The organism is Mesorhizobium loti, from assembly GCF_013170705.1.
Lineage (GTDB): Bacteria > Pseudomonadota > Alphaproteobacteria > Rhizobiales > Rhizobiaceae > Mesorhizobium > Mesorhizobium loti_D.
Map to the genome: position 1 here is coordinate 848,671 of NZ_CP033334.1, position 18,896 is coordinate 867,566.

General features: G+C 63.4%; 18 protein-coding genes and 1 pseudogene. 6 read left to right on the forward strand and 13 right to left on the reverse strand.

All coding sequences use genetic code 11. The features are described 5' to 3' along the window. Positions 1-42: 42 nt before the first annotated feature. From EB815_RS03970 to EB815_RS03995, 6 genes are all read right to left on the reverse strand, one after another. On the reverse strand, positions 43-924 hold the full coding sequence (locus EB815_RS03970) for an SMP-30/gluconolactonase/LRE family protein (RefSeq protein WP_056576313.1): 882 nt from the start codon (positions 922-924) through the stop codon (positions 43-45). Further along, positions 924-1,562, reverse strand: a complete 639-nt coding sequence (locus EB815_RS03975) for a 2-dehydro-3-deoxy-6-phosphogalactonate aldolase (RefSeq protein ID WP_056573887.1) — start codon at positions 1,560-1,562, stop codon at positions 924-926. Before EB815_RS03975 ends, EB815_RS03970 begins: the two co-directional genes overlap by 1 nt. Then, positions 1,559-2,512 carry a 2-dehydro-3-deoxygalactonokinase gene (locus EB815_RS03980; protein WP_056573890.1) on the reverse strand — a complete coding sequence of 318 codons (954 nt, stop codon included), beginning with the start codon at positions 2,510-2,512 and terminating at the stop codon, positions 1,559-1,561. The genes EB815_RS03975 and EB815_RS03980 overlap by 4 nt, the downstream gene beginning before the upstream one ends. Beyond that, positions 2,509-3,276, reverse strand: coding sequence for an SDR family NAD(P)-dependent oxidoreductase (locus EB815_RS03985; RefSeq protein WP_056573893.1), 768 nt, complete (start codon positions 3,274-3,276; stop codon positions 2,509-2,511). The genes EB815_RS03980 and EB815_RS03985 overlap by 4 nt, the downstream gene beginning before the upstream one ends. Positions 3,277-3,521: 245 nt before the next feature. Beyond that, positions 3,522-4,871 (reverse strand): putative bifunctional diguanylate cyclase/phosphodiesterase, encoded by a 1,350-nt coding sequence (locus EB815_RS03990; RefSeq protein ID WP_056573896.1) that lies wholly within the window; start codon positions 4,869-4,871, stop codon positions 3,522-3,524. A gap of 209 nt (positions 4,872-5,080) precedes the next feature. Further along, positions 5,081-6,874 (reverse strand): hypothetical protein, encoded by a 1,794-nt coding sequence (locus tag EB815_RS03995; RefSeq protein ID WP_056573899.1) that lies wholly within the window; start codon positions 6,872-6,874, stop codon positions 5,081-5,083. A gap of 164 nt (positions 6,875-7,038) precedes the next feature. Between EB815_RS03995 and EB815_RS04000 the strand changes: the two genes are divergently transcribed. The 5 genes and pseudogenes from EB815_RS04000 to EB815_RS04020 all read left to right on the forward strand — a co-directional run bounded on the left by EB815_RS04000 (position 7,039) and on the right by EB815_RS04020 (position 12,125). Beyond that, positions 7,039-8,043: a glycosyltransferase gene (locus EB815_RS04000; RefSeq protein ID WP_056573902.1), complete on the forward strand. Its 1,005-nt coding sequence runs from the start codon at positions 7,039-7,041 to the stop codon at positions 8,041-8,043. Positions 8,044-8,047: 4 nt separating this feature from the next. Beyond that, positions 8,048-8,422, forward strand: coding sequence for a GtrA family protein (locus tag EB815_RS04005; RefSeq protein ID WP_056573905.1), 375 nt, complete (start codon positions 8,048-8,050; stop codon positions 8,420-8,422). Positions 8,423-8,627: 205 nt separating this feature from the next. Continuing rightward, positions 8,628-9,569: a glutathione synthase gene (gene gshB / locus EB815_RS04010; protein WP_056573908.1), complete on the forward strand. Its 942-nt coding sequence runs from the start codon at positions 8,628-8,630 to the stop codon at positions 9,567-9,569. Between the two features lie 181 nt (positions 9,570-9,750). Continuing rightward, positions 9,751-10,398: pseudogene (locus tag EB815_RS04015) on the forward strand (magnesium chelatase domain-containing protein); the annotation flags it as partial. Between the two features lie 209 nt (positions 10,399-10,607). Beyond that, entirely contained in the window at positions 10,608-12,125 is a 1,518-nt protein-coding gene (locus EB815_RS04020; protein WP_065005455.1) for a DNA sulfur modification protein DndB, read from the forward strand. Positions 12,126-12,186: 61 nt separating this feature from the next. Here the strand turns inward: EB815_RS04020 and EB815_RS04025 are convergent, their stop codons facing one another. From EB815_RS04025 to EB815_RS04045, 5 genes are all read right to left on the reverse strand, one after another. Continuing rightward, complete coding sequence (locus EB815_RS04025; RefSeq protein ID WP_245303364.1) at positions 12,187-12,612, reverse strand: very short patch repair endonuclease; 426 nt, start codon at positions 12,610-12,612, stop codon at positions 12,187-12,189. After that, complete coding sequence (locus tag EB815_RS04030; protein WP_081294980.1) at positions 12,596-13,528, reverse strand: Eco29kI family restriction endonuclease; 933 nt, start codon at positions 13,526-13,528, stop codon at positions 12,596-12,598. Before EB815_RS04030 ends, EB815_RS04025 begins: the two co-directional genes overlap by 17 nt. Next, entirely contained in the window at positions 13,528-14,745 is a 1,218-nt protein-coding gene (locus EB815_RS04035) for a DNA cytosine methyltransferase (RefSeq protein ID WP_245303365.1), read from the reverse strand. Before EB815_RS04035 ends, EB815_RS04030 begins: the two co-directional genes overlap by 1 nt. Positions 14,746-14,987: 242 nt before the next feature. Then, complete coding sequence (locus EB815_RS04040; RefSeq protein WP_065005456.1) at positions 14,988-15,755, reverse strand: ParB N-terminal domain-containing protein; 768 nt, start codon at positions 15,753-15,755, stop codon at positions 14,988-14,990. A 1-nt stretch (position 15,756) separates the two neighbouring features. Continuing rightward, positions 15,757-16,242, reverse strand: coding sequence for a hypothetical protein (locus EB815_RS04045; protein WP_245303366.1), 486 nt, complete (start codon positions 16,240-16,242; stop codon positions 15,757-15,759). Between the two features lie 422 nt (positions 16,243-16,664). Between EB815_RS04045 and EB815_RS04050 the strand changes: the two genes are divergently transcribed. Next, positions 16,665-17,447, forward strand: a complete 783-nt coding sequence (locus tag EB815_RS04050) for a thermonuclease family protein (protein WP_245303367.1) — start codon at positions 16,665-16,667, stop codon at positions 17,445-17,447. Positions 17,448-17,498: 51 nt separating this feature from the next. Here EB815_RS04050 and EB815_RS04055 read toward each other — a convergent pair whose 3' ends face one another. Further along, positions 17,499-18,056, reverse strand: a complete 558-nt coding sequence (locus tag EB815_RS04055) for an HNH endonuclease (RefSeq protein ID WP_171883273.1) — start codon at positions 18,054-18,056, stop codon at positions 17,499-17,501. 17 nt (positions 18,057-18,073) lie between these two features. Further along, positions 18,074-18,706 carry a recombinase family protein gene (locus EB815_RS04060; protein WP_065005459.1) on the reverse strand — a complete coding sequence of 211 codons (633 nt, stop codon included), beginning with the start codon at positions 18,704-18,706 and terminating at the stop codon, positions 18,074-18,076. Between the last annotated feature and the right edge of the window lie 190 nt (positions 18,707-18,896).

Below are 18,896 nucleotides of genomic sequence, written 5' to 3' on the forward strand. Positions count from 1 at the left end.
GACGCCTGCGTGATAGCAGCGCCAGAGCGGTGACCGATCCGTTCAGGCGATCAGCACGCGCGGCTCAAAGCGGCCGTTGACGGGAATATCGATGAGGAAGGTCATGCCTGCCTGCGGGTCGAGCTGGCGCTGTTTGTCATCCTTACCTTTCCAGGCCGAAGTCACCGCCAGCCGGTCGGCTTTGGCGCCGACGAAGGCCGGGCAGGACGCCTGCGTCACCGGCATTGGAATTTCGCGCAACAATGTTCCATCGGGCGAATAGGCCTTGACCGCCTTACCGCCCCACACCGCGTTCCACAGCACGCCGTCGCGGTCGACGACGGAGCCGTCGACGTAGCCCTTCGAAGAGCGATGATCCACGAACACTTTCGACTCGCCAACCGGCAGACCAGTCGACGGATCGCAGGCGATGCGCATCAAAAGGCCGGTCGCGGTGTCGGTGTAATAGGCGATCGTTCCGTTCTCGGAAAAACAGATCGAGTTCGACACGGTAATGTCGGAAAACAGTTTGCGCAGCTCACCCTTGAAAAACCAGTAGATCGAGCCCGCGCCCTTGCGCTCGTCCTTGGCCATGGTGCCGACCCAGAAGGCACCGCAGGGATGGACGCGGGAATCATTGGAGCGGGTGACCGGATTGTCGGCTTCGATCGGCGTGTGCAGAGCCATCTTGCCGGTCGCGACGTCGCGGACAAAAAGCCCCGTCTCGGTGGCGACCAGCTGCCGCTTGTCGTCGATGATGGCGATGGCGCTCGCCATCTGGCCGAGATCATGGACCTTGGTCGCGCCGCCCGACAGCTGCTTCTCCAGAAGCTGGCCGTTGACGATGTCGAACCAGAACAGCGCGTCGGTGGCGGGATCGTAGCTCGGTCCTTCGCCGAGCTGGCAGACATGGTCGGAAAAAACGGAAACGATCGCTTCAATCATCATGCGTCTCCGAACACCGCATCCCAGGCCGCGACGGCGGCGTGCGCACGCACCGCCACATCGTCGACGCTCATGCCGGGCTTGAACAGGCTGGAGCCGAGGCCGAAGACCGTGACCCCGACGGCCTTGTAGCCGGCAAAATCCTTCTCCGAAACGCCGCCGACCGCGCCGACCAGGGTCTGTGCCGGCAGCACCGCCCGGATCGCCGAAATGCCGCTTGCCCCGAGCACGCTCGCCGGAAAGAATTTCAGGGCCGAAGCGCCGAGCCGGATCGCCTGGAAAGCCTCGGTGGGCGTGAACACGCCGGGCATCGTCACCATGCCATAGTGCGTGGCACGCGCCATCACCTCGGCATCGATGTTGGGACTGACCAGGAGCCGCCCGCCGGCCTTGTGCAGGCCGTCGACATCGGCCGCCGTCAGAACCGTGCCGGCGCCGACCAGGGCCGACTTCGGCAGCACTTGGACAATCCTGGCGATCGACGAGAATGGCTGGGGCGAGTTGAGCGGCACTTCAATCGCCTCGATGCCGGCGTCGAACAGCGCCTGCCCCATGGCAATCGCCTCAGTCGGCTTCAGGCCGCGCAGGATGGCGACCAGCCCGCGCTTGAGCTTCGGAAAGGCTGCGGTCTCGGTCATGCCAAGGCTCCGGTTCTGGCAATCATGCCGTTCTCGCGCGCGGCCTCGACAAGGCCGGCACGCACAGCTTCATCCGCATCGACCGTGCGGAAGGCAAGTCCTGCAAGGTCAAGCGCGGCCGAATAGAGCGATGCGAGCGCGCCGGACGCGATCAGCACGACCGGCGCGTCGCCGGCGCCGTAGCGGCGCTTCGCCGAGGCGATCTCGCCGCCGATCAAAAGCCCGGACAGGCAGGCCGACGCATCCTGCGACCGCAGGTCCTGCAGGAGCCCGGCGGCACGGATGGCGAACAGCTTGGAGGTGACGTCGCCGCCCTCGCCAAGCGCGCGTTCGCACCATTGCCGGAAGAATGGGTTGTCCACGGCCACCGGAGCCGCATGCTCGCCCAGCGAATGCTTGAGGATCGAATGCTCCGCCAGTACCGAGAACAATTCGCCCGTCGGCCAGGTGCCGAAGCCGGCGACCGCGCCCTCCTCGACCACGACCCATTTCGAGTGCGTGCCCGGCATGCAGGCGAGATGCCGCCCCTTTGCCGGCAAACCAGCCCCGGCAAGCTGCGTTTCCTCGCCGCGCATGACATCCGGCGCGTCGGCCAGACGCTGGGCAAGGCCCGGCACGATGCGGATGTCGCGGCGCCCGTCCTCGACGCGGGCCGCACCGCGCAGGATGGCGCCGATCGGCGCCGGCACGGGCACATAGGGCGCCTCGATCCAGCCTTGGCGGGAACCAGCCATGCCGCAGATGATGACGGGCAATTTTTCCGGTGCCCCCATGGCGCGAAGGTGAGCCTCGAGGACGTTGGAGAACCCCTTTTCGCGCGCCGTGATCAGGCCGTCATCGCCGCGACGCTCCGCGAGCACCTTGCCGCTGCCGTCGATGAGCCATGCCCGAAGCCGGGTCGTGCCCCAGTCGAGCGCCGCGACCGCGGGAGCGTTGCTGGGTGGGCTCACAGGAAGCCTCCATCGACGATCAGCATTTGCGCCGTCAGCATGCGCGACGCGTCCGAGGCCAGGAACAGCACCGTGCCGACCATGTCGTCCGGACGCATGACGTCCTTGATGCATTGCTTGGCGACATGGGCGGCAAGCGCCCCTTCGGTCACCCAGCGTTCCTGCTGCCGTTCGGTGATCACCCAGCCGGGCGCGACGGCGTTGACCCGGATGCGGTCGGGTCCGAGCTTGCCGGCCAGGCCCTTTGTCAAACCGAGGATGCCCGCCTTGGCGGCGGTGTAGGCCGGCATGTCGGGGTGGTTGATGAGGTAGGATGTCGAGGTGAAATTGATGATCGAGCCGCCGCCGGCCCGCTTCATGCCCGGCGCCACCGCCTGCGCGGTGAAGAAATGCGGCCGCAGATTAATCGCCTGGTTGTTGTCCCAGAACTCCACCGTCACGTCCTCGATGGCATGGCGCTCGTCCCACGCGGCATTGTTGATGAGCACCGTGACATCGCCATGCGCCTCGGCCGCCCTGGCCGCCGAGGCCCGCAGCGCCTCGATGTCGCGCAGATCGGTCTTGAGGTAGAGCGGCCGCCGGCCGAACTCCTTCTCGATGCGGTCGGCAAGCAGCGTGCTCGGGCCGTCGGCGATGTCGATGAAGGCGACGTTGGCGCCCTGGCGCACAAACCCCTCGGTCAGGGCCGCGCCGATCCCGGACCCGCCGCCGGTGATCAGCACCGAGGCTCCCTTGAGGTCGGCAAAATCCGCCGATGGCATCATGTCTTTTCTCTCCTCGCACATGACCCCGAAAATCGGATCGATTTTCGGAAAGGCTCATGTGCAAACCAAAACTGCTGCAGCGTCCTTTACGCGTGCTGAAGGACGCGTGGCGCTGCAGCCCAACCGGCGCGCATCCTAGCCACGCAAGTCGCGCGGGCAAGGGCGAAAAGCTGGATTTGCGCGCTTATGTCAGACAAAACGACATGCGCCGCATGTCGCGATGGCCGGCAGAACAGGGATCCCGGTCAGATCGCCTTGGCGCGCAAGGCACCACGGAAGGAATCGCGGAGATAGCCGAGCGTGGCGTCGGCATCGACCGGCCGGCCGAACAGATAGCCCTGCCCGCCGGCGCAGCCGAACTGGACCAGGCGGTCGGCCTGCGCTTCTTCTTCGATGCCTTCGGCGACCACATCCATGCCCAGCCCCTCGCACATGGCCAGAATGGCGCGGATGATGTGTTCGGACGGGCGGTCATCGAGAATGGAGGAGACGAAGGCGCGGTCGATCTTGAGCTTGTCGAAATGGAATTCGCGCAGGCGCCCAAGCGAGGACTGGCCGGTGCCGAAATCGTCGAGCGAGACGCGGATGCCGACGCGGCGCAGATCGTCGACGATCTGTGCCGCCGAGGCCGGATCGTTCATCAGGCCGGTCTCGGTGATCTCGATCTCCAGCCGGCGCGGGTCGAAACCGGTGCGGTCGAGGATCGCCAGTATGTGCAGGCCGGTGTTCTGGTCGACGAGCTGCGAGGGCGAAAGGTTGAAGGACAGGAACAGGTCATTCGGCCAGCTCCTGGCCGCCTCGGTCGCCTTGCGCAGCACCAGCTGCGACAACGGGCCGATGATGCCGCGTTCCTCGGCGATGGGAATGAAGACCGTCGGCGGCACCGCGCCGAGGTCGCGATCGGTCCAGCGCGCCAGCGTCTCGAAGCCGATCGTGCGACGCGTGGTGAGATCGACGATCGGCTGGAAATGCGGCTCAACCTCGCCGGCCGAGACGGCACGGCGAAGCGCCTGCTCGATACGGGTGACGCGCTTGGCCGCCTCTTCCATCTCGCGCGTGTAGACGACGACCCGGCCACGGCCAGAGCGCTTGGCGTGGTAGAGCGCCGTTTCGGCCTTGTTGATGAGGATCTCGGTGGTCTCGTCGCCGGAATAGAACAGCGAGCAGCCGACCGAGGCCGACAGTCTGGCCGTGCGTTCGCCGACATCGTAGGGCGCCGACAGGATCTCTATCAGCATGCGGGATTTTTCCGCCGCCGCCTCCTCCGAGAACACCAGCGGATAGAGGAAGGCGAATTCGTCGGCGCCGATGCGGCAGACCGTCGAGTGGCCGTCCATCGAGGCGCGCAGCCGCATGGCGACCTGGATCAGGATGTCGTCGCCGGCCTTGTGGCCGAACAGGTCGTTGATCGGCTTGAAGCCGTCAAGGTCGAGAATGCCGACGGTGAACGGCGCGGGATCGTCGGCGCGGTCGCTGATCAGGCGATCGACCTTGTCGAAGAAGCGGCGATGATTGCCAAGCCCGGTCAACGGATCGGTGAAGGCCAGATCCGTGCTCTCCCTGTTTGCCTGACCGGTGCCAAACGGAGTTTGCATCGGTGTCCCTGTTTTTGACGTCGGAATTTATTTCCGAGACTGGCAGCAAACCCTTTAGGAAACGTATCCTGAAAACCAATTTTTCGCAGCCGGCGCATGATCCCGGAAAATGGATGCGGGTTCACCGGCCATCTTGCCCAGACAGACAGCCGGATGCCTTCGGGAGGCCGACCGCAGAGAGCATCAGGCCTTTGTTTTCACGCGGATTTTCAGCCGCTTGACTTGACGCGGTAGAGTTCAAGTGGCGTGCCACGGGTTCCCGCCGCCGGCTCCAGCCAGTCCGGTACGTTGCCGCGCATCAGCCCGGCCAGGAAACCGTCCGGCGCCTTGGCCGCGAACAGCCGGCTTTCCGTGTTGCCGCGGCAGAGCGCGACAAGGCCGACATGGTGGCTTTCGACGATGGCTTTCGCGTCGGCGGCCGAGCCCAGCAAGGCATCGAACACGAGCAGGTTTCCCGCGACGTTGCGATGGTAGGGACCGGCGAAAACGCGGTGACCGGTGAAGGCGAGGATCGGCGAGCCAAGATTGGAGATGGCAAGGACCGTGGTGGGCGTCATCGCGCCGAGTGCCGCGAACGAGGCCTTGCTGTTGCAGGGCGCATCGATGCTGGCGTCGCTGGCAGGCGCACCGGTCTCGAAGGCGCGCGATGCGGCTTGAGCGGCGCCCGACCAGATCGCATTGACCGAGATCAACCAGGCGGCGGCCATCCTGAGCATCGAGCCGCCGGACGGGCTGATCTCGGCCTGCTGCCGCCATTTGGCGATCCAGGCCGAAAGCGGGATCACCGCGAAGGCAATGGAGAAGGTCGAGCCGCGGACTTCCCAGGCGCTGACCAGGACCGCAACGATCAGCAGCGCGCCGACGAGGCTGTCCTGCCGCCGCCAGCCGCCATGGCCGAGGCGAAGCGCCATCAGCACAATCGCCACCAGGGGCGTGGCAAAACGCGCCACCACCCTGGCCGGGTCGTCGGAGACAAGCTGGACGATCGACTGCGCCTCCTCGATATGGCCGAGCCACATCTGCTGCAGGCGCGGGTCGAGATGGGCATAGGGCGCCGCCAGGCATTGCGGGAACAGGAGCACCACGACCAGAGCGAGCGTGAGGGCAAGCAGACCGAGCGAGGTCAGGCGGCGGGCAGCCGTTGCATTGGCGGCCCTCAAGGAGGCAATCGCTGCCAAACCGGCTCCGGCAAGCCCGGTGACCGCGAATTGCACGACCGAGAATGTGTCGCACTGGGCCTGGCTCCAGGATGAAGCCGGGACGGTGGCGACGAAGACAAGGGCCGAGACGCCGGCGACGCCGAGGCCGAAATCCCCGGCGATCAGCCTTTCGGCATCACCCGCGGCGAGAAACAGCAGCGCGACGACGGCGCCGAGGGCTCCGGCATAGGGAGCGCTTTCCATGCCGATGGCCAAGGTCAATGTCGCGCAGATGCCCGCGACAAAGGCTGCCGGTCGGCGCGTGGGTGCCTCAAGCAGCAGGGCAAGGCTCGCCAGGGTCAGCACCAGCTGGACATTGTGATGATCGAGCGCGCCGGGAGAAAAAATACCGACGTAGTACAGGGCCGCGCCACCTACGACGGCGGCGGGCAGCACGGCGTGTGCCCCGGCGAAAGCGCGCGCCGCGCGGATGATGAAGAACATCGCGAGAAAGAATTGCAGGAAAGGCCAGACTATCTGCACGATCTGTTCGGCCAGGGCGGTGCTGCCGGTCAGGGCCGAAACAGCGAGGATCGCAAGCGCCAGCGGTGCGTCGAGCAGCCGCGACCAATGCATGACGAAGCCGCCTTCCAGCCCCATCCTGTACTGGTGCAGGTCGAACCAGCCCTGGCCGGCCAGCAGATCGCGGACTTCGACCAGTTGCAGCAGGCTGTCATTGTCACCCGCCGGATTGGCCAGCTGCGGGAACCCGGCACACGCATTGAGGCCCAGCAGCAGCAAGGCGGCGAGCAGCGCGAACGCGATATCGGACTTCCCCGCGGAAGTTCCCCTTGCTGTGCCCATCCCGATCGCCCTTGGCGGGAATGCCGGACCTTTCCAGGCCAATCGACACTCATGAAGTCGGTCTTAAACCTAGCCTTAACGGCTTCAATAAATAGTAAAACCGCCTGGATGAGGCCGGTTTCCGGCGCGCGGCCGTGTGGTCGACAAGGCATTCGGAGACGAAAATGCCGCAAGACCACGAACCTTTCATCGCCGTGCTCCTGCCTTGCTACAATGAGGAGCCGACCATCGCCGAGGTGGTGCGGCGGTTCCGCGAAACGCTGCCGGCCGCCACCGTCTATGTCTATGACAACAATTCGAAGGACCTGACTGCCCTGCGCGCCCGAGCGGCCGGTGCCATCGTCGTGCGCGAGCCGCGCCAGGGCAAGGGCAATGTGGTGCGCCGCATGTTCGCCGACATCGATGCCGATATCTATCTGATGGCCGACGGCGACGGCACCTATGCGCCCGAGGACGCGCCACAGCTGATCAACACGCTGCTGACCGAACGTTCCGACATGGTGGTGGGCACAAGGCGCGGCGTCGCCGACGACGCCGGACGGGCCGGCCATGCTTTCGGCAACCGCGCCTTCAACGCGCTCTACAAATGGCTGTTCGGCAGCGATTTCACCGACATCTTCTCCGGCTACCGTGTCTTCACCAGGCGCTTCGTCAAGAGCTTTCCAGCCGTCTCCGGCGGCTTCGAGATCGAGACCGAAATGTCGGTGCACGCCTCGCAGCTCAAATTGCCGGTCAGCGAAATCGCGCTCGACTACGGCCGCCGGCCGGTCGGGTCGTCGTCGAAACTGTCGACCTTTGGCGACGGCGCCAGGATCCTGTGGATGTTCGCCATGCTGATGAAGGAGACGCAGCCGCTGCGCTTCTTCGGCGCCTTTTCGCTGTTCTTCCTGGCCTCGAGCCTGTTGCTGATGGCGCCGGTGCTGGTCGAGTTCGCCGAAACCGGCCTTGTCCCGCGCATACCGACCTGGGTGCTGTCGGTCGGTTTGCTGCTCCTGTCGATGCTTGCGGCGGTGACCGGGCTGATCCTTGATTCGGTGTCGCGCGGGCGGGCCGAACAGAAGCGCATCTTCTATCTTTCCATGCCTTCGGGCCGTGCCGAGCGTCGCACCGGCGCGATCGCGCCCGCTGCGGCAAAGGTCGCGCCGGGCAAGACACCCCGGGCAGCCTGAGGCGGTGAGCCGCCTCGTCCGCTTCGTTTTTGCCGGCGGAATCGGTTTCGCCGCCGACGCGGCGACACTCTGGCTGCTGCTCACCTTCACGCCGCTCGGGCCCTTCACCGCCCGCGTGCTGTCGATAGGCTTTGCGCTCTGCGTCACCTGGCGGATCAACCGGCACCTGACCTTCGCGCCCTCGCGGCGCGGCATGGCGCGAGAAGCCGCACGCTATGGCGGCGTCGGCATCGCCACCAGCATCGTCAACTACCTCGTCTATTCCGCGATCCTGTTCGCGCTGCCGGCAGCGCCGCCGCTTGCCGCCCTCGCCACCGCCTCGCTGGCCGCCATGGCGCTGTCCTTCCTCGGCTATTCCAGGCTGGTCTTCGACCGTTGATGCATGTCGCCCGAAAGTGGCTCCCGTTTGGGACAACGACATGCATGAAACCAGGAGCTAAAGCACGCCGCAAGGATGCGCTTTAGATCGCTGGCCCGATTGGCAGAAGGCGCCGCGACCCTTATATCGCTCTCGACTTAAAGTGTTGGAGCGTACTTGTGCATCCAGGGGGAGCACGCCGCTCCAATCGCGCTGGGGACCTGCCATGAAGTTGAAAATCGCCGTCCAGATGGACCATATCTCCGCCGTGTCTATCGCCGGCGACACGTCTTTCGCACTGTCACTGGAAGCGCAGCGGCGCGGCCACCAATTGTTCCACTATACGCCCGACCGGCTGTCGCTGCGCGACGGCAAGGTGTTTGCCCGCATCGAGGAGATGCAGGTGCGCGACGAGAAGGGCAATCACTACGCGCTGGGCGAAAAGGTGCGCACCGATCTCTCCGAAATGGACGTCATCCTGCTGCGCCAGGATCCGCCCTTCGACATGAACTACATCACGACCACGCATATCCTCGAGCGCATCCACCCGAAGACGCTGGTCGTCAACGACCCGGCCTGGGTGCGCAACAGCCCGGAAAAGATCTTCGTCACCGAGTTTGCCGACCTGATGCCGGACACGCTGATCACCAAGGATCCGCTGGAGGTCGCCGCCTTCCGCAAGGAGTTCGGCGACATCATCGTCAAGCCGCTCTACGGCAATGGCGGCGCCGGCATCTTCCATCTGCTGGAGGCCGACCGCAACCTCGCCTCGCTGCTCGAGATGTTCGGCCAGCTGTTCCGCGAGCCTTATATCGTGCAGCGCTACCTGAAGGAGGTGCGCAAGGGCGACAAGCGCATCATACTGATAGACGGCGAGCCTGTCGGTGCCATCAACCGGGTTCCGGCCGAGCACGATTCCCGCTCCAACATGCATGTCGGCGGACGCGCCGAGAAAACCGAACTGACGGAACGCGAGCGCGAGATATGCGCCCGCATCGGGCCGTCGCTCCGGGAACGCGGCTTCATCCTGGTCGGCATCGACGTCATCGGCGACTACATGACCGAGATCAACGTGACGTCGCCGACCGGCGTGCGCGAGGTGCGGCGTTTCGGCGGCGCGGACATTGCCAGCCTGTTCTGGGATGCGCTCGAGGACAAGCGGAAGTAAGCGTTTTCACTTTGTCTTAACCATGTTCTGCTTTTGCAACCGAGCGCAATTCGGTTGCAACCCCAGCGATTGCCTGTTCCCGTAATGTTCTTGATTTGACCGGAAAACTGTGATTGTCTCGCCAAGGGCCATTCCTGGCCTGATCGCAGGGGCTGGGCCAGCCCGCATCCGGGGTGGGAAAATGGTGGCGCGGGTTCGCACGGTCGCTTTCCAGGGCATCGAGGCCGTGCCGGTCGACGTGCAGGTGATGATCGCGCCCGGCAAGGTCGGCATGCAGATCGTCGGCCTGCCCGACAAGGCGGTGGCCGAAAGCCGCGAGCGGGTGCAGGCCGCGCTTCATGCGTCGGGCCTGTCGATGCCTTCGAAGAAGGTGACGGTCAACCTGGCGCCCGCCGACCTGCCCAAGGAAGGCAGCCACTATGATCTGCCGATCGCGCTTGGCCTGATGGCAGCCCTTGGCGCCATTCCGGGCGACATGCTGGCCGGCTATGTCGTGCTCGGCGAACTCTCGCTCGACGGCACGATTGCCGCCGTCGCCGGTGCCTTGCCGGCGGCGATCGGCGCCAATGCCGAAGGCAAGGGCCTGATCTGCCCGTTCGCCTGCGGGCCGGAAGCGGCGTGGGCCGGCAAGGACTTCGACATTTTGGCGCCGCGCAGCCTGATCGCCATCGCCAACCATTTCCGTGGCACGCAGGTGCTGTCGCGCCCCGAGGCCGGCATCCACGCCCCGGCGCGCGACCTGCCCGACCTCGCCGACATCAAGGGCCAGGAGACAGCCAAGCGGGCGCTGGAAGTGGCGGCCGCTGGCGGCCACAATCTCCTCATGCTGTGCACGAAAGACCCTCGCCTGCTGGCGTGGTTCGAGCGTCAGTGGCTGCCAATGGGCGGCTGCCGCAGGCACTAAGTCAATAAAAAACACCCATGGGACATTTTTCTGTTGACAGATAACGTCCCATGGGCGTACTTCCAGGCGTCCCTTGGGGGCATGATGTTCCGTGGTGGGTCACATGTCGCCCGAGCAACCTGAAAGAGCGAACAATGTATCCGAAAGATGGCGACATGCCCACTCCTCTCACCCCTGAATCACTCGATTCCCTCATAGACGCCGGTGATGTGAACGAAACACCGTTCAACGTTTTCATCGGCCACAACCTTGGTCACCGCGTGTTCTCAATGGCGGTTCCGTTCCGCAAGTTCTACGAAATCTCGGACGTAGCCAACGATCGGGAATCTGGACCGGTCGCCCAGCGACCCCTCGACAGCAACCATGCCAAGAAGCTGGCGGTATACATGGTCAAGGGCCTGGTGTCGGCCGCAAAGATGAGGCGGGCGATCCAGGGCAAGGAGAGCCTGCCAGAGTTCGATGAGATTTTGCGATTGTTGGGCGACCAGCCCTACTTCTCGCTTCAGCCTTTGGTCTGCAACATCCGCAACGTGTCACCCGGCGCTACCGGCCCCAACGGGATCAGGGGCTTCAGATTGGAAACGAAATCGGGAGAAACCGCCGGGTTCAAGGTCTTTCTGTCGGAGCGCCACATTCTCTGGGTGGTCGATGGGCAGCACCGCCGTCACGGTGCAGATATGGCCCTGTCCTTCCTTGAGACGGTTCGTCAGACCGGTCGCTACCCCGGCAAAGGGGCCGTTCTCTTCATCGACAAGGGGCGGCAGGTAACCGAGGGCGAAATGGTGGTGTGGAACGAGGCTTGGGAAGCCGCCCGTTCTTACGCGACATTGACTGTTGAGGTTCATCTTGGGCTGACCGTCGAGCAAGAACGACAGCTGTTCCACGACCTCAACCGGCTGGGAAAGAAGGTCGATCCTTCTCTGGCGTTGCAGTTTGACAGCTCAAATCCGATCACCCACTTCATCAAGCGATCGCTTGTGGGCGACTTGGGTATTCATGTCTCTGACGCTGAAGCAAAGGACTGGTCGGAGGACACGGGAGCCCTGGTTCTGAAGGATGTTGTGGCTGTCAACGCGATCGCATTCCTGAACAAGGGGAACATCGCCGGGGCAACCCCGGCTGTGGTCGAACCGCGCGAACCGGCGATCCTTGACCTCTGGAGTCGGATTGTCGAAATCCCAGACCTTGGCTCAGAGCGGGCAAAAGAGAAGACCGTTGCGGCCCAGCCGGTCGTTCTCAAGGCCCTCGCCAAGATCGCCTACGATCTCAACTTCAGCAACCGGAAGCCGGTAGACGCTGACGCCCTCTGGACGCGCTTCCTTGAGGCGCTGCCAGAAGTCGACTTCTCGCACCAGAACCCGATGTGGCGGTACTACACCATGACCGACGAGGAGAGGGAGGAGGCAGGGCTGGCTGGTTTGGCTGAGTTTCTGCCTGATGATACGGGCATCATTGCCAATCGCGACATTGGCGGCTTCCAGGGCGGTCTGATGCGCTTCGGAGCCAAGCACAACGACATCTTCCCGATCCTCTCGGACATGATCCGGTGGAAGGCGGGCTTGCCGACCCGTCGCGATGGGCAGCGCGCCGGCGGCCCCTTGGCTGGCTTCGTGCTGGAGATCCCCGAAAGTATGGCACACTTCAAGAACTGACTGTCTCTCTGAGAGACGTCGATAGGCGAGGGGGGCGTTGTCCCCTTCGCGCTTCATCAAATCAAGTCGACAGGAAGGTGCGCAAGCGCTCCGCAAGTTCCGCCTGCCCGCGACGCGACACCTCGCATTCCCACACCACCAGTACCTTCCAGCCATCAGCCTCGAGTTTGCCTACATTGACCCGATCGCGCTCGGCGTTTGCGTTTAGTTTCGGCTGCCAGAAATCAAGCCGCGACCTCGGCAAACGTGCCAGCTTACAGGAAGGGTCAGAGTGTCGGTGCCAGAAGCAACCGTGAACAAAGATGACCTTGCGCCTACCAGGAAACGTCAGATCGGGCGTACCTGCGAGATCGCGTCGATGAAGCCGAAATCGAAAGCCAAGCGCGTGAACCAGCTTGCGTACGGCCAGCTCGGGCTTCGAGTTCTTGGATCGAACCAGCCCCATCTGCCGGCTTCGATCGGGGTCCACGTTAGTCAGGCGTGTCATTCTGCTTGGGCTCGGCATCGTCGTCCTGGACGGGCTCCGCAGCGATAAGGGGGTCCTGCGCAAATGCCTCCAAGAACAGCTCTATGATGTGGTCCCGGTCCTTGAACACGGGGTGGCTGATGAAGTGCTGTTCTATCTCGCCAATGATCTGGGCCTTTGGCTTCGAGTCTTTGCGCTTCTGATCCATCGTCCACGACCGCCCCGGATGAAGAACATCCCACGGAGGCCGGGTGTTGCTGCGCGTGTCCACGTCGTCGCCATGCATACTGATCCCCCAACAGATGCCCGTGTCGGAGTTCCAGATAGGCAGGAACAAACTGATCAAGTGGGCTTCGGCGAAGAGCTGAGCATTCGTGGCCGTAACCAGCCGCCGGCACTCGAAGTCCTCGATTCTGATGCTGTCAGGCAGACCGTTAGCCTCCGCGTAAGTCTGTACCGTCTTGATCATCCTGCGGTGGTCCTTGAGCCTCCCGAAGAGCCGATCGCCCTGCTCTCGTGGGGTCTTGGCCGACGTGGAGTTCGGGTCCGCCTTTCCAACGTAGATCGGGGTTTCGGTTTGCCGAATAAGCCGGTACGCAGGATGGTCTCCGTTGTAGTAGATGGCGTACACGCCAGCGCCATAGGAACGCGGGACAAGGTCCAAGGGAACGCGCGGTTGGGCCAACAGTGCAGCTGCCACGAGGCGCCCGGCTGAGTCGGGGTCTGCTGGATCAAACCAACTCGATGGCTCTCTGACTGGGTCGAGGGACGCTGCCGTGCGATTGAGGTCTTCACTCAGGGACGTGAGCAACTCGCGTGTACGTTTGGAGCTGTGCTTGCTGAAGGTCGCAGCGAGGCTTTCTATTTCCCTAATGGCCTCGCGAATCTCCTCGACGATGACAAACTGCCTTGGCTTCTTCGCGGCCTTCTTGCCCATCACGCTGCCTTCAGGCGTGGCGCGCGTTTCCTTGCACCTCGCACAGCCTCAAACATCTCCCGCCCCACGGCTTCGGCGAGCGGAACTGGAACCGCGTTGCCACATTGCCTCATGTTCTCGGACCATGTGCCGACGAACTCGTAGTCATCGGGCAGACCTTGTAGACGCGCGGCCTCACGGACGCTGAAGTACCGCACACTGCCGTCACTTAGAGCCACCATGTTCTCGCCGCCTGGAACTCCGTGGACGCCCGCCTTGAGTGCCTTTGCAGGTCGGTCAAGAACACTGCCGGTGTGACCGGGGTAAGCCCGCGCGCCCGCTTGTAGAACATGATTTGGGATGGTCGGACGCAGAGAGGGTTCATTCAAGCCTTGAATTGCATCCCTCACAGTCCTCCAAGGAAGGCCGGCGGGTGGCATCTTTGCCTCCAAAAGGCGCCTTGCAGCCCCTGCATCCGCTCTGCTCACTCCGGCCTTCGGCGCGCTCATGTTGTGGCGCGACCAATACTCCCCGGTGACCCATTGGTCCCAGAGTAGGCGCTCGCGGGAGTGTGTCGGCATCAGTGCAGGCAGCGGTGCCCTCACGTCCGCCCGAAGACCCAACACGATCACTCGATGTCGGTTTTGAGCCGCGCCATAGTCTGCGGCATTGACCCGATGGACCGCAACCCGGTAGGCGGCCTCCTCGGTGGTCACCGCCTGCAGTCTCGCCAAATGGGCGTGGCGATCTTCGTTGGGCCGGCGCTCGATGTCGGGGCAGGACAGAGAGAGCATCACCCATCGAAGGTAGTCCGCAAACGCTTCGCGGGCCAACCCTCGGACGTTCTCGAACAGGAACCCCGCCGGCCTTGCCTCACGCACGACGAGAACCGCCTCAGGCCACATGTCGCGCTCATCCTCGTGGCCTCGGTGCCGTCCTCCGATTGAGAACGGCTGACATGGCGGACCACCTGCCACCATGTCGATGCCTTGGTACGACGACCAATCAACCGTCCGAACGTCCTCTTCGTGGATAGGCCAGCCACTGACGTGGGCGATCTCACGGGAACGGTTGTGGAGAATGTTCACGACAGAATGGCGGTCCCACTCTGACATGCGCTGCGGTTTGAACCCCGCCATCGACAGCCCGAGGGCAAGACCCCCGCACCCCGTGAACAGTTCCACGCAGTTCATCATCCCGACCCCTAAGGCTTTTGCGCGGTCGACCACCGCCAGCACGCGACGCAGAACACCACGTGAACATAGTTACCGATTGGTTCAACAAATGTGAATCCCTCGGCCGGATGTTTCTTGGGGACCACGTTCGGGCGAGGCCACTCACGCCGCGAAACTGGAGGTTCCGAGGTTCTCACGCGCAATCGGCCCCGCAACCCCTTGGTACGCAAGGCTTTGAGTCGGGTTCTATGGAGCCTGATGTCACAAGACTTGAACAAGATGCGGTCAAAGTGGGGAAATCCCCATTAGAAGTCCGTTGTGCTTTCTTTGGGCAGTCGCTTTGAGATTTCTCGCTGCAAAGAAGACAGCTCGTTAGCGATGGCGCTGAGCGCCGGCTCACCCATGACCATGCGTGCGCTGTTCTTGGCCTGCTGAAGGAGTGCGATTACCTCTTGCCGATGGTGTGCGTCGGGGTCCCATAGGTAGTCCGAGGCCTCGTCCACAAACCCGACGTCATCCTCTTCCCCTCGGCTCTTCATTAGCTGGGCGTAGGTTCGCGGGGCGTCAGCCTTCAGCCACCTGAGGATCGTCTTGTGGTCGATACCGCCGAGGTCGAGCGCCATCTGGCGGGCCGACTTGATTTTGCCGTTAGCGCGACCCCCTTTGGGTCCCGGATGCCTGTGCTGAAGAGCCTTGAGATAGTTCCGAAATGCCCCTCGCTTCTCCTTCACCGTCAGCTTCTCTCCGTGGAGCAGATTGGCCTGAGATGCTTGCCACAGCAGGTCCTCCCGGCTGCTCACCTGGACGAGTTCAGCCTCTATCAGGCGCTTGCCGAGGTGGTAAGCAGCGGTGGCGCGATGCCAACCGTCGATGATTGTGTAGACCTTGCGGGCACCCTTGGCCTGCGTCTCGGCTACCTTAATCGGTGGAAACCCGACGACCACATCGCCGTCAGGGGCATACTCCCGCATCGCTTGCTTGTACGCGCGGACGACCTTGACCTTGGTCTTCTCGCGAATCTGGGTGTTCGTGTCGAACAAGAGGTCGGCAATAGGTATGTGCTTTGTGGTCAAGTCAGGTCTCCGCATTGCTGGGCAGATCGGGTCGTCGGTGCTGAACCAGCAACTCCGTTGCTTCCTCCAGAGCCTCGCCAATGTGCCTCAGGACCCGTCCACGGGACCTCGGGTAGACGTGCAGTTCCTTCACGTTTGCCCCTTCGCCCCACCTCTTGTGCGTCCCTGAGGCCATCTTGTGGATCAGCTTTGCCGCCTGCACCCGCTTGAACTCGGTCTTGCGCTCGGCCTGTGGATCGTCGCGAATGATCATCTCGATTGCGAGCCAAGCCGCCACCATCCGACGAGGGTCCACTGCGGCCCTTCTGAGCCTCGCCCAGGCGGCCTTGGCGCGATCCTGAGGAGACAGCCCGCGAAGCCTGAACGCCTCCACATGCGGCCCTGAGGTCTGCAGTAAGGTGGCCACGCGGTCGACCGCATTGCGGACATAGGCGTCATCCTCATGTGCCTCCAGCCACGCCATCGCGGCGGCCCGGTATGGTGCCATCTCTCGCGCCCCGTAGGATGGACGGTACGGGCTCCCATGGCGCGAGTAGTGATCTGCGTGCGGTCGACAGAACCGGGTGTCCAGCCCATCCTCTGTGCCTGCGCGGGCTGGGTTGCTGCATCCCACCACACGGCATCGGCTGAACATGTGGCTCGGCTCCTGAGCCCGCCCCTTCACCTCGGCCTTGCGTTCGCGCCTCGCCGTCCAATTCGTCAATTCGGGTATCCGTCAAAATGGCCACCCCGCACCTCGGGGGAGACGTGCATGTAGCGGCTTGGCCATCCGAGCGACAGGGGCAAATGCGCACGGTCTGTGCCTCTCCCCGGTGTAATGATAGGCTGGGCTTCAACCTCTGTTGCCGGAGGCAACGCAGAGGGTCTGTCTTGTGAGGCCGGGGGGCATTCACTGTGGAGCCCGAGGACGTGAAGTCCCGCATTGAGTTTGCTCTGGCCGGCGGTCGTCTGAGCCAATGGCAAAGACATTTCCTCATCGACATTCACGCCCGTCTGGAGAAGTACGGCTCCAACACGCGGCTGACCGACAAGCAGCGCGCCAAGCTCTTCGAGGCCATTGGCTACGCCCCACCAATCAGCCCCGCACAGCCACGACCGAACAAGTCTCAGTCACCAACCTGGAGACCGCGTCGCCGACGGAGCCCGATTGTGCGCGAAGCCCGGTATCTGGCCGGCCGGTTTGCCAGAGCCTTTGGGTTCGCCCTGGCTTTGGTCGTCGGTTCCCTCATCTACTCCTACGTCACCCACCCGCACACGACCTCAAGCTCAAGCGACCCGAGCCCTGCATTGCCAGATGCTGGAAGCCCGAGGCCATTGGCGAAGAGCCAGTTCACGATCACGGACGGTGATACCATTCGGCTCAGCGGCGCCGCGAAAGGAACCCGGCTGGTCGGCTTCAATGCGCCCGAAAGCATCGAGCCAAGGTGCGACGCTGAGGCAGACCTTGGGCGTCGAGCGAAGGCGCGACTCAAAGAGTTGGTTGCCACCGCGAAGCTGGAGCTGAAGATGGTTCCATGTTCATGCCCGCCGGGGACAGAGGGCACGGGCGCCTGCAACTACGGCCGAAGCTGCGGCTCTCTCTTTGCCGATGGCCGCGATGTTGGCGACGTGCTGGTGACAGAGGGATTGGCTGTGCCGTTTGTCTGCGGCTCGACGAGTTGTCCGCCGACGCCTCGCCCGTGGTGTAAGTAACGCGATGCCACTCGCCGAGGAGGCCGAGAAAGCGCCTGCCTCGGCTTGCCCTTAGCCGGGTTGCTTGGGTGCTGACGCGCGGCTTCGGATGATGCTGGCAAGGTCATCTGCTTCCTTCATCAGCCTGAACACCTCAGCCCTGATTTCGAGATACCGAGTCAGCTCGTCGTGCGCCTGATGCTTCATGTCATCAAACGTGAACGGGGCAATCGCCGCCTTACTCAGAAATCTCTCAAAGTTCACCACCCGGGCTTCCTCGTCAGAGGGCGCCAAGACCCGCAGCCACTCCCGCCAAGATTTCTGCCCCTTCCTCTCGTTGCATGTTCGACAGCTTGGCACGAGATTGCGGACCCGATGCCCGTGCCCCGAGAACTCGCCTCCGATTACCCGGTTGAAGACGTGATCCCATGTTGCTGCAGGCTGGCCACAGTAGGCGCACACGAGATCTTCTTCGGGATCTTGCCCAAGGTCGCGAATGGCTTCCGCTGCGGCCTCTGGGGAATACTCGTCGAATGGCGCCAACGCCGAGGCGAACGCATTTGCGAAGGTGCTTTTGCGCTGCATGATGCTCTGATGGCGCAAGTACTTCTTGATGCTTGCAAGCCTCATAGGGGTCTGCCGCGCCTTCATTGAGCGGCCATTTCGTTGGCCTTGAGTCGCTGAGCCAACCGAGCAAGCGTTGACCGAGAACATTTGGTCGCAGCCACAATGCTACTCCAGCTCTGACCGTTGCGGAGCATGTCGACAAGGGCCTCATTCCGCTCTGCGTCCTCTGGCCGCCCCTTCATCTTCCCCTCTGCCTTCGCCTTGGCGATCCCCTGAGCCTGCCTGCGGCGTCGGTCGTCGTAGTCCTTGCGGGCGATGGCGGCGAGCATGTCGAGCAGCATCCCGTTGATCGCATCGAACATGCGCCCGGTGAAGGCGTCCTCGGTCTTCAGCATCATGTGCGAGGTCGGCAAGTCCAGCGCCACGACCTTCACCTCTCGGTCCTTGATCTCGCGCTTGAGCTGGTCCCAGTCCTTATCCGAGAGGCGGCTCAGACGGTCGACCTGTTCGGTGAGCAGTATGTCGCCGGGCTTGCTGTCCCTGAGCAGTCGGAACAGCTCCGGCCTGTGCAGCGAAGCCCCGCTCTCGTTCTCCTCGTAAGTGGCGGCGATGGTCAGCCCTCGTTCCCGGCAGAACGCTTCAAGGTCCTCCCGGGCACGCCCTGCGTCCTGCTCCTTGGTCGAGGCCCTGAGGTAGGCTCGGATGAATGTCACGGTGCGCGCTCCAGTTCGGTTTGACTGGTTCGCTAATAGATGGTTCGCTTTGACTGGTCAAGAGGCATTTAGCGAACCAGCTTCGACCCGGTGCGGTAAGGGCACACCCAAAAGAGACTTGGTGATCTGGCTGTTCAAAACAACGCCACGGCGGGCGCTTAGTATGGGGACTATGCCTAAGCAGGATGGT

Coding starts and splice junctions, on each gene's coding strand:
- EB815_RS03990 (WP_056573896.1), bottom strand. CDS start 4,871: ATGCAAACTCCGTTTGGCACCGGTCAGGCAAACAGGGAGAGCACGGAT.
- EB815_RS04055 (WP_171883273.1), bottom strand. CDS start 18,056: ATGAGGCTTGCAAGCATCAAGAAGTACTTGCGCCATCAGAGCATCATG.
- EB815_RS04000 (WP_056573902.1), top strand. CDS start 7,039: ATGCCGCAAGACCACGAACCTTTCATCGCCGTGCTCCTGCCTTGCTAC.
- gshB (WP_056573908.1), top strand. CDS start 8,628: ATGAAGTTGAAAATCGCCGTCCAGATGGACCATATCTCCGCCGTGTCT.
- EB815_RS03975 (WP_056573887.1), bottom strand. CDS start 1,562: ATGACCGAGACCGCAGCCTTTCCGAAGCTCAAGCGCGGGCTGGTCGCC.
- EB815_RS03970 (WP_056576313.1), bottom strand. CDS start 924: ATGATTGAAGCGATCGTTTCCGTTTTTTCCGACCATGTCTGCCAGCTC.
- EB815_RS03995 (WP_056573899.1), bottom strand. CDS start 6,874: ATGGGCACAGCAAGGGGAACTTCCGCGGGGAAGTCCGATATCGCGTTC.
- EB815_RS04045 (WP_245303366.1), bottom strand. CDS start 16,242: ATGGCACCATACCGGGCCGCCGCGATGGCGTGGCTGGAGGCACATGAG.
- EB815_RS04030 (WP_081294980.1), bottom strand. CDS start 13,528: ATGGGCAAGAAGGCCGCGAAGAAGCCAAGGCAGTTTGTCATCGTCGAG.
- EB815_RS04020 (WP_065005455.1), top strand. CDS start 10,608: ATGTATCCGAAAGATGGCGACATGCCCACTCCTCTCACCCCTGAATCA.
- EB815_RS04025 (WP_245303364.1), bottom strand. CDS start 12,612: ATGACACGCCTGACTAACGTGGACCCCGATCGAAGCCGGCAGATGGGG.
- EB815_RS03985 (WP_056573893.1), bottom strand. CDS start 3,276: ATGATGCCATCGGCGGATTTTGCCGACCTCAAGGGAGCCTCGGTGCTG.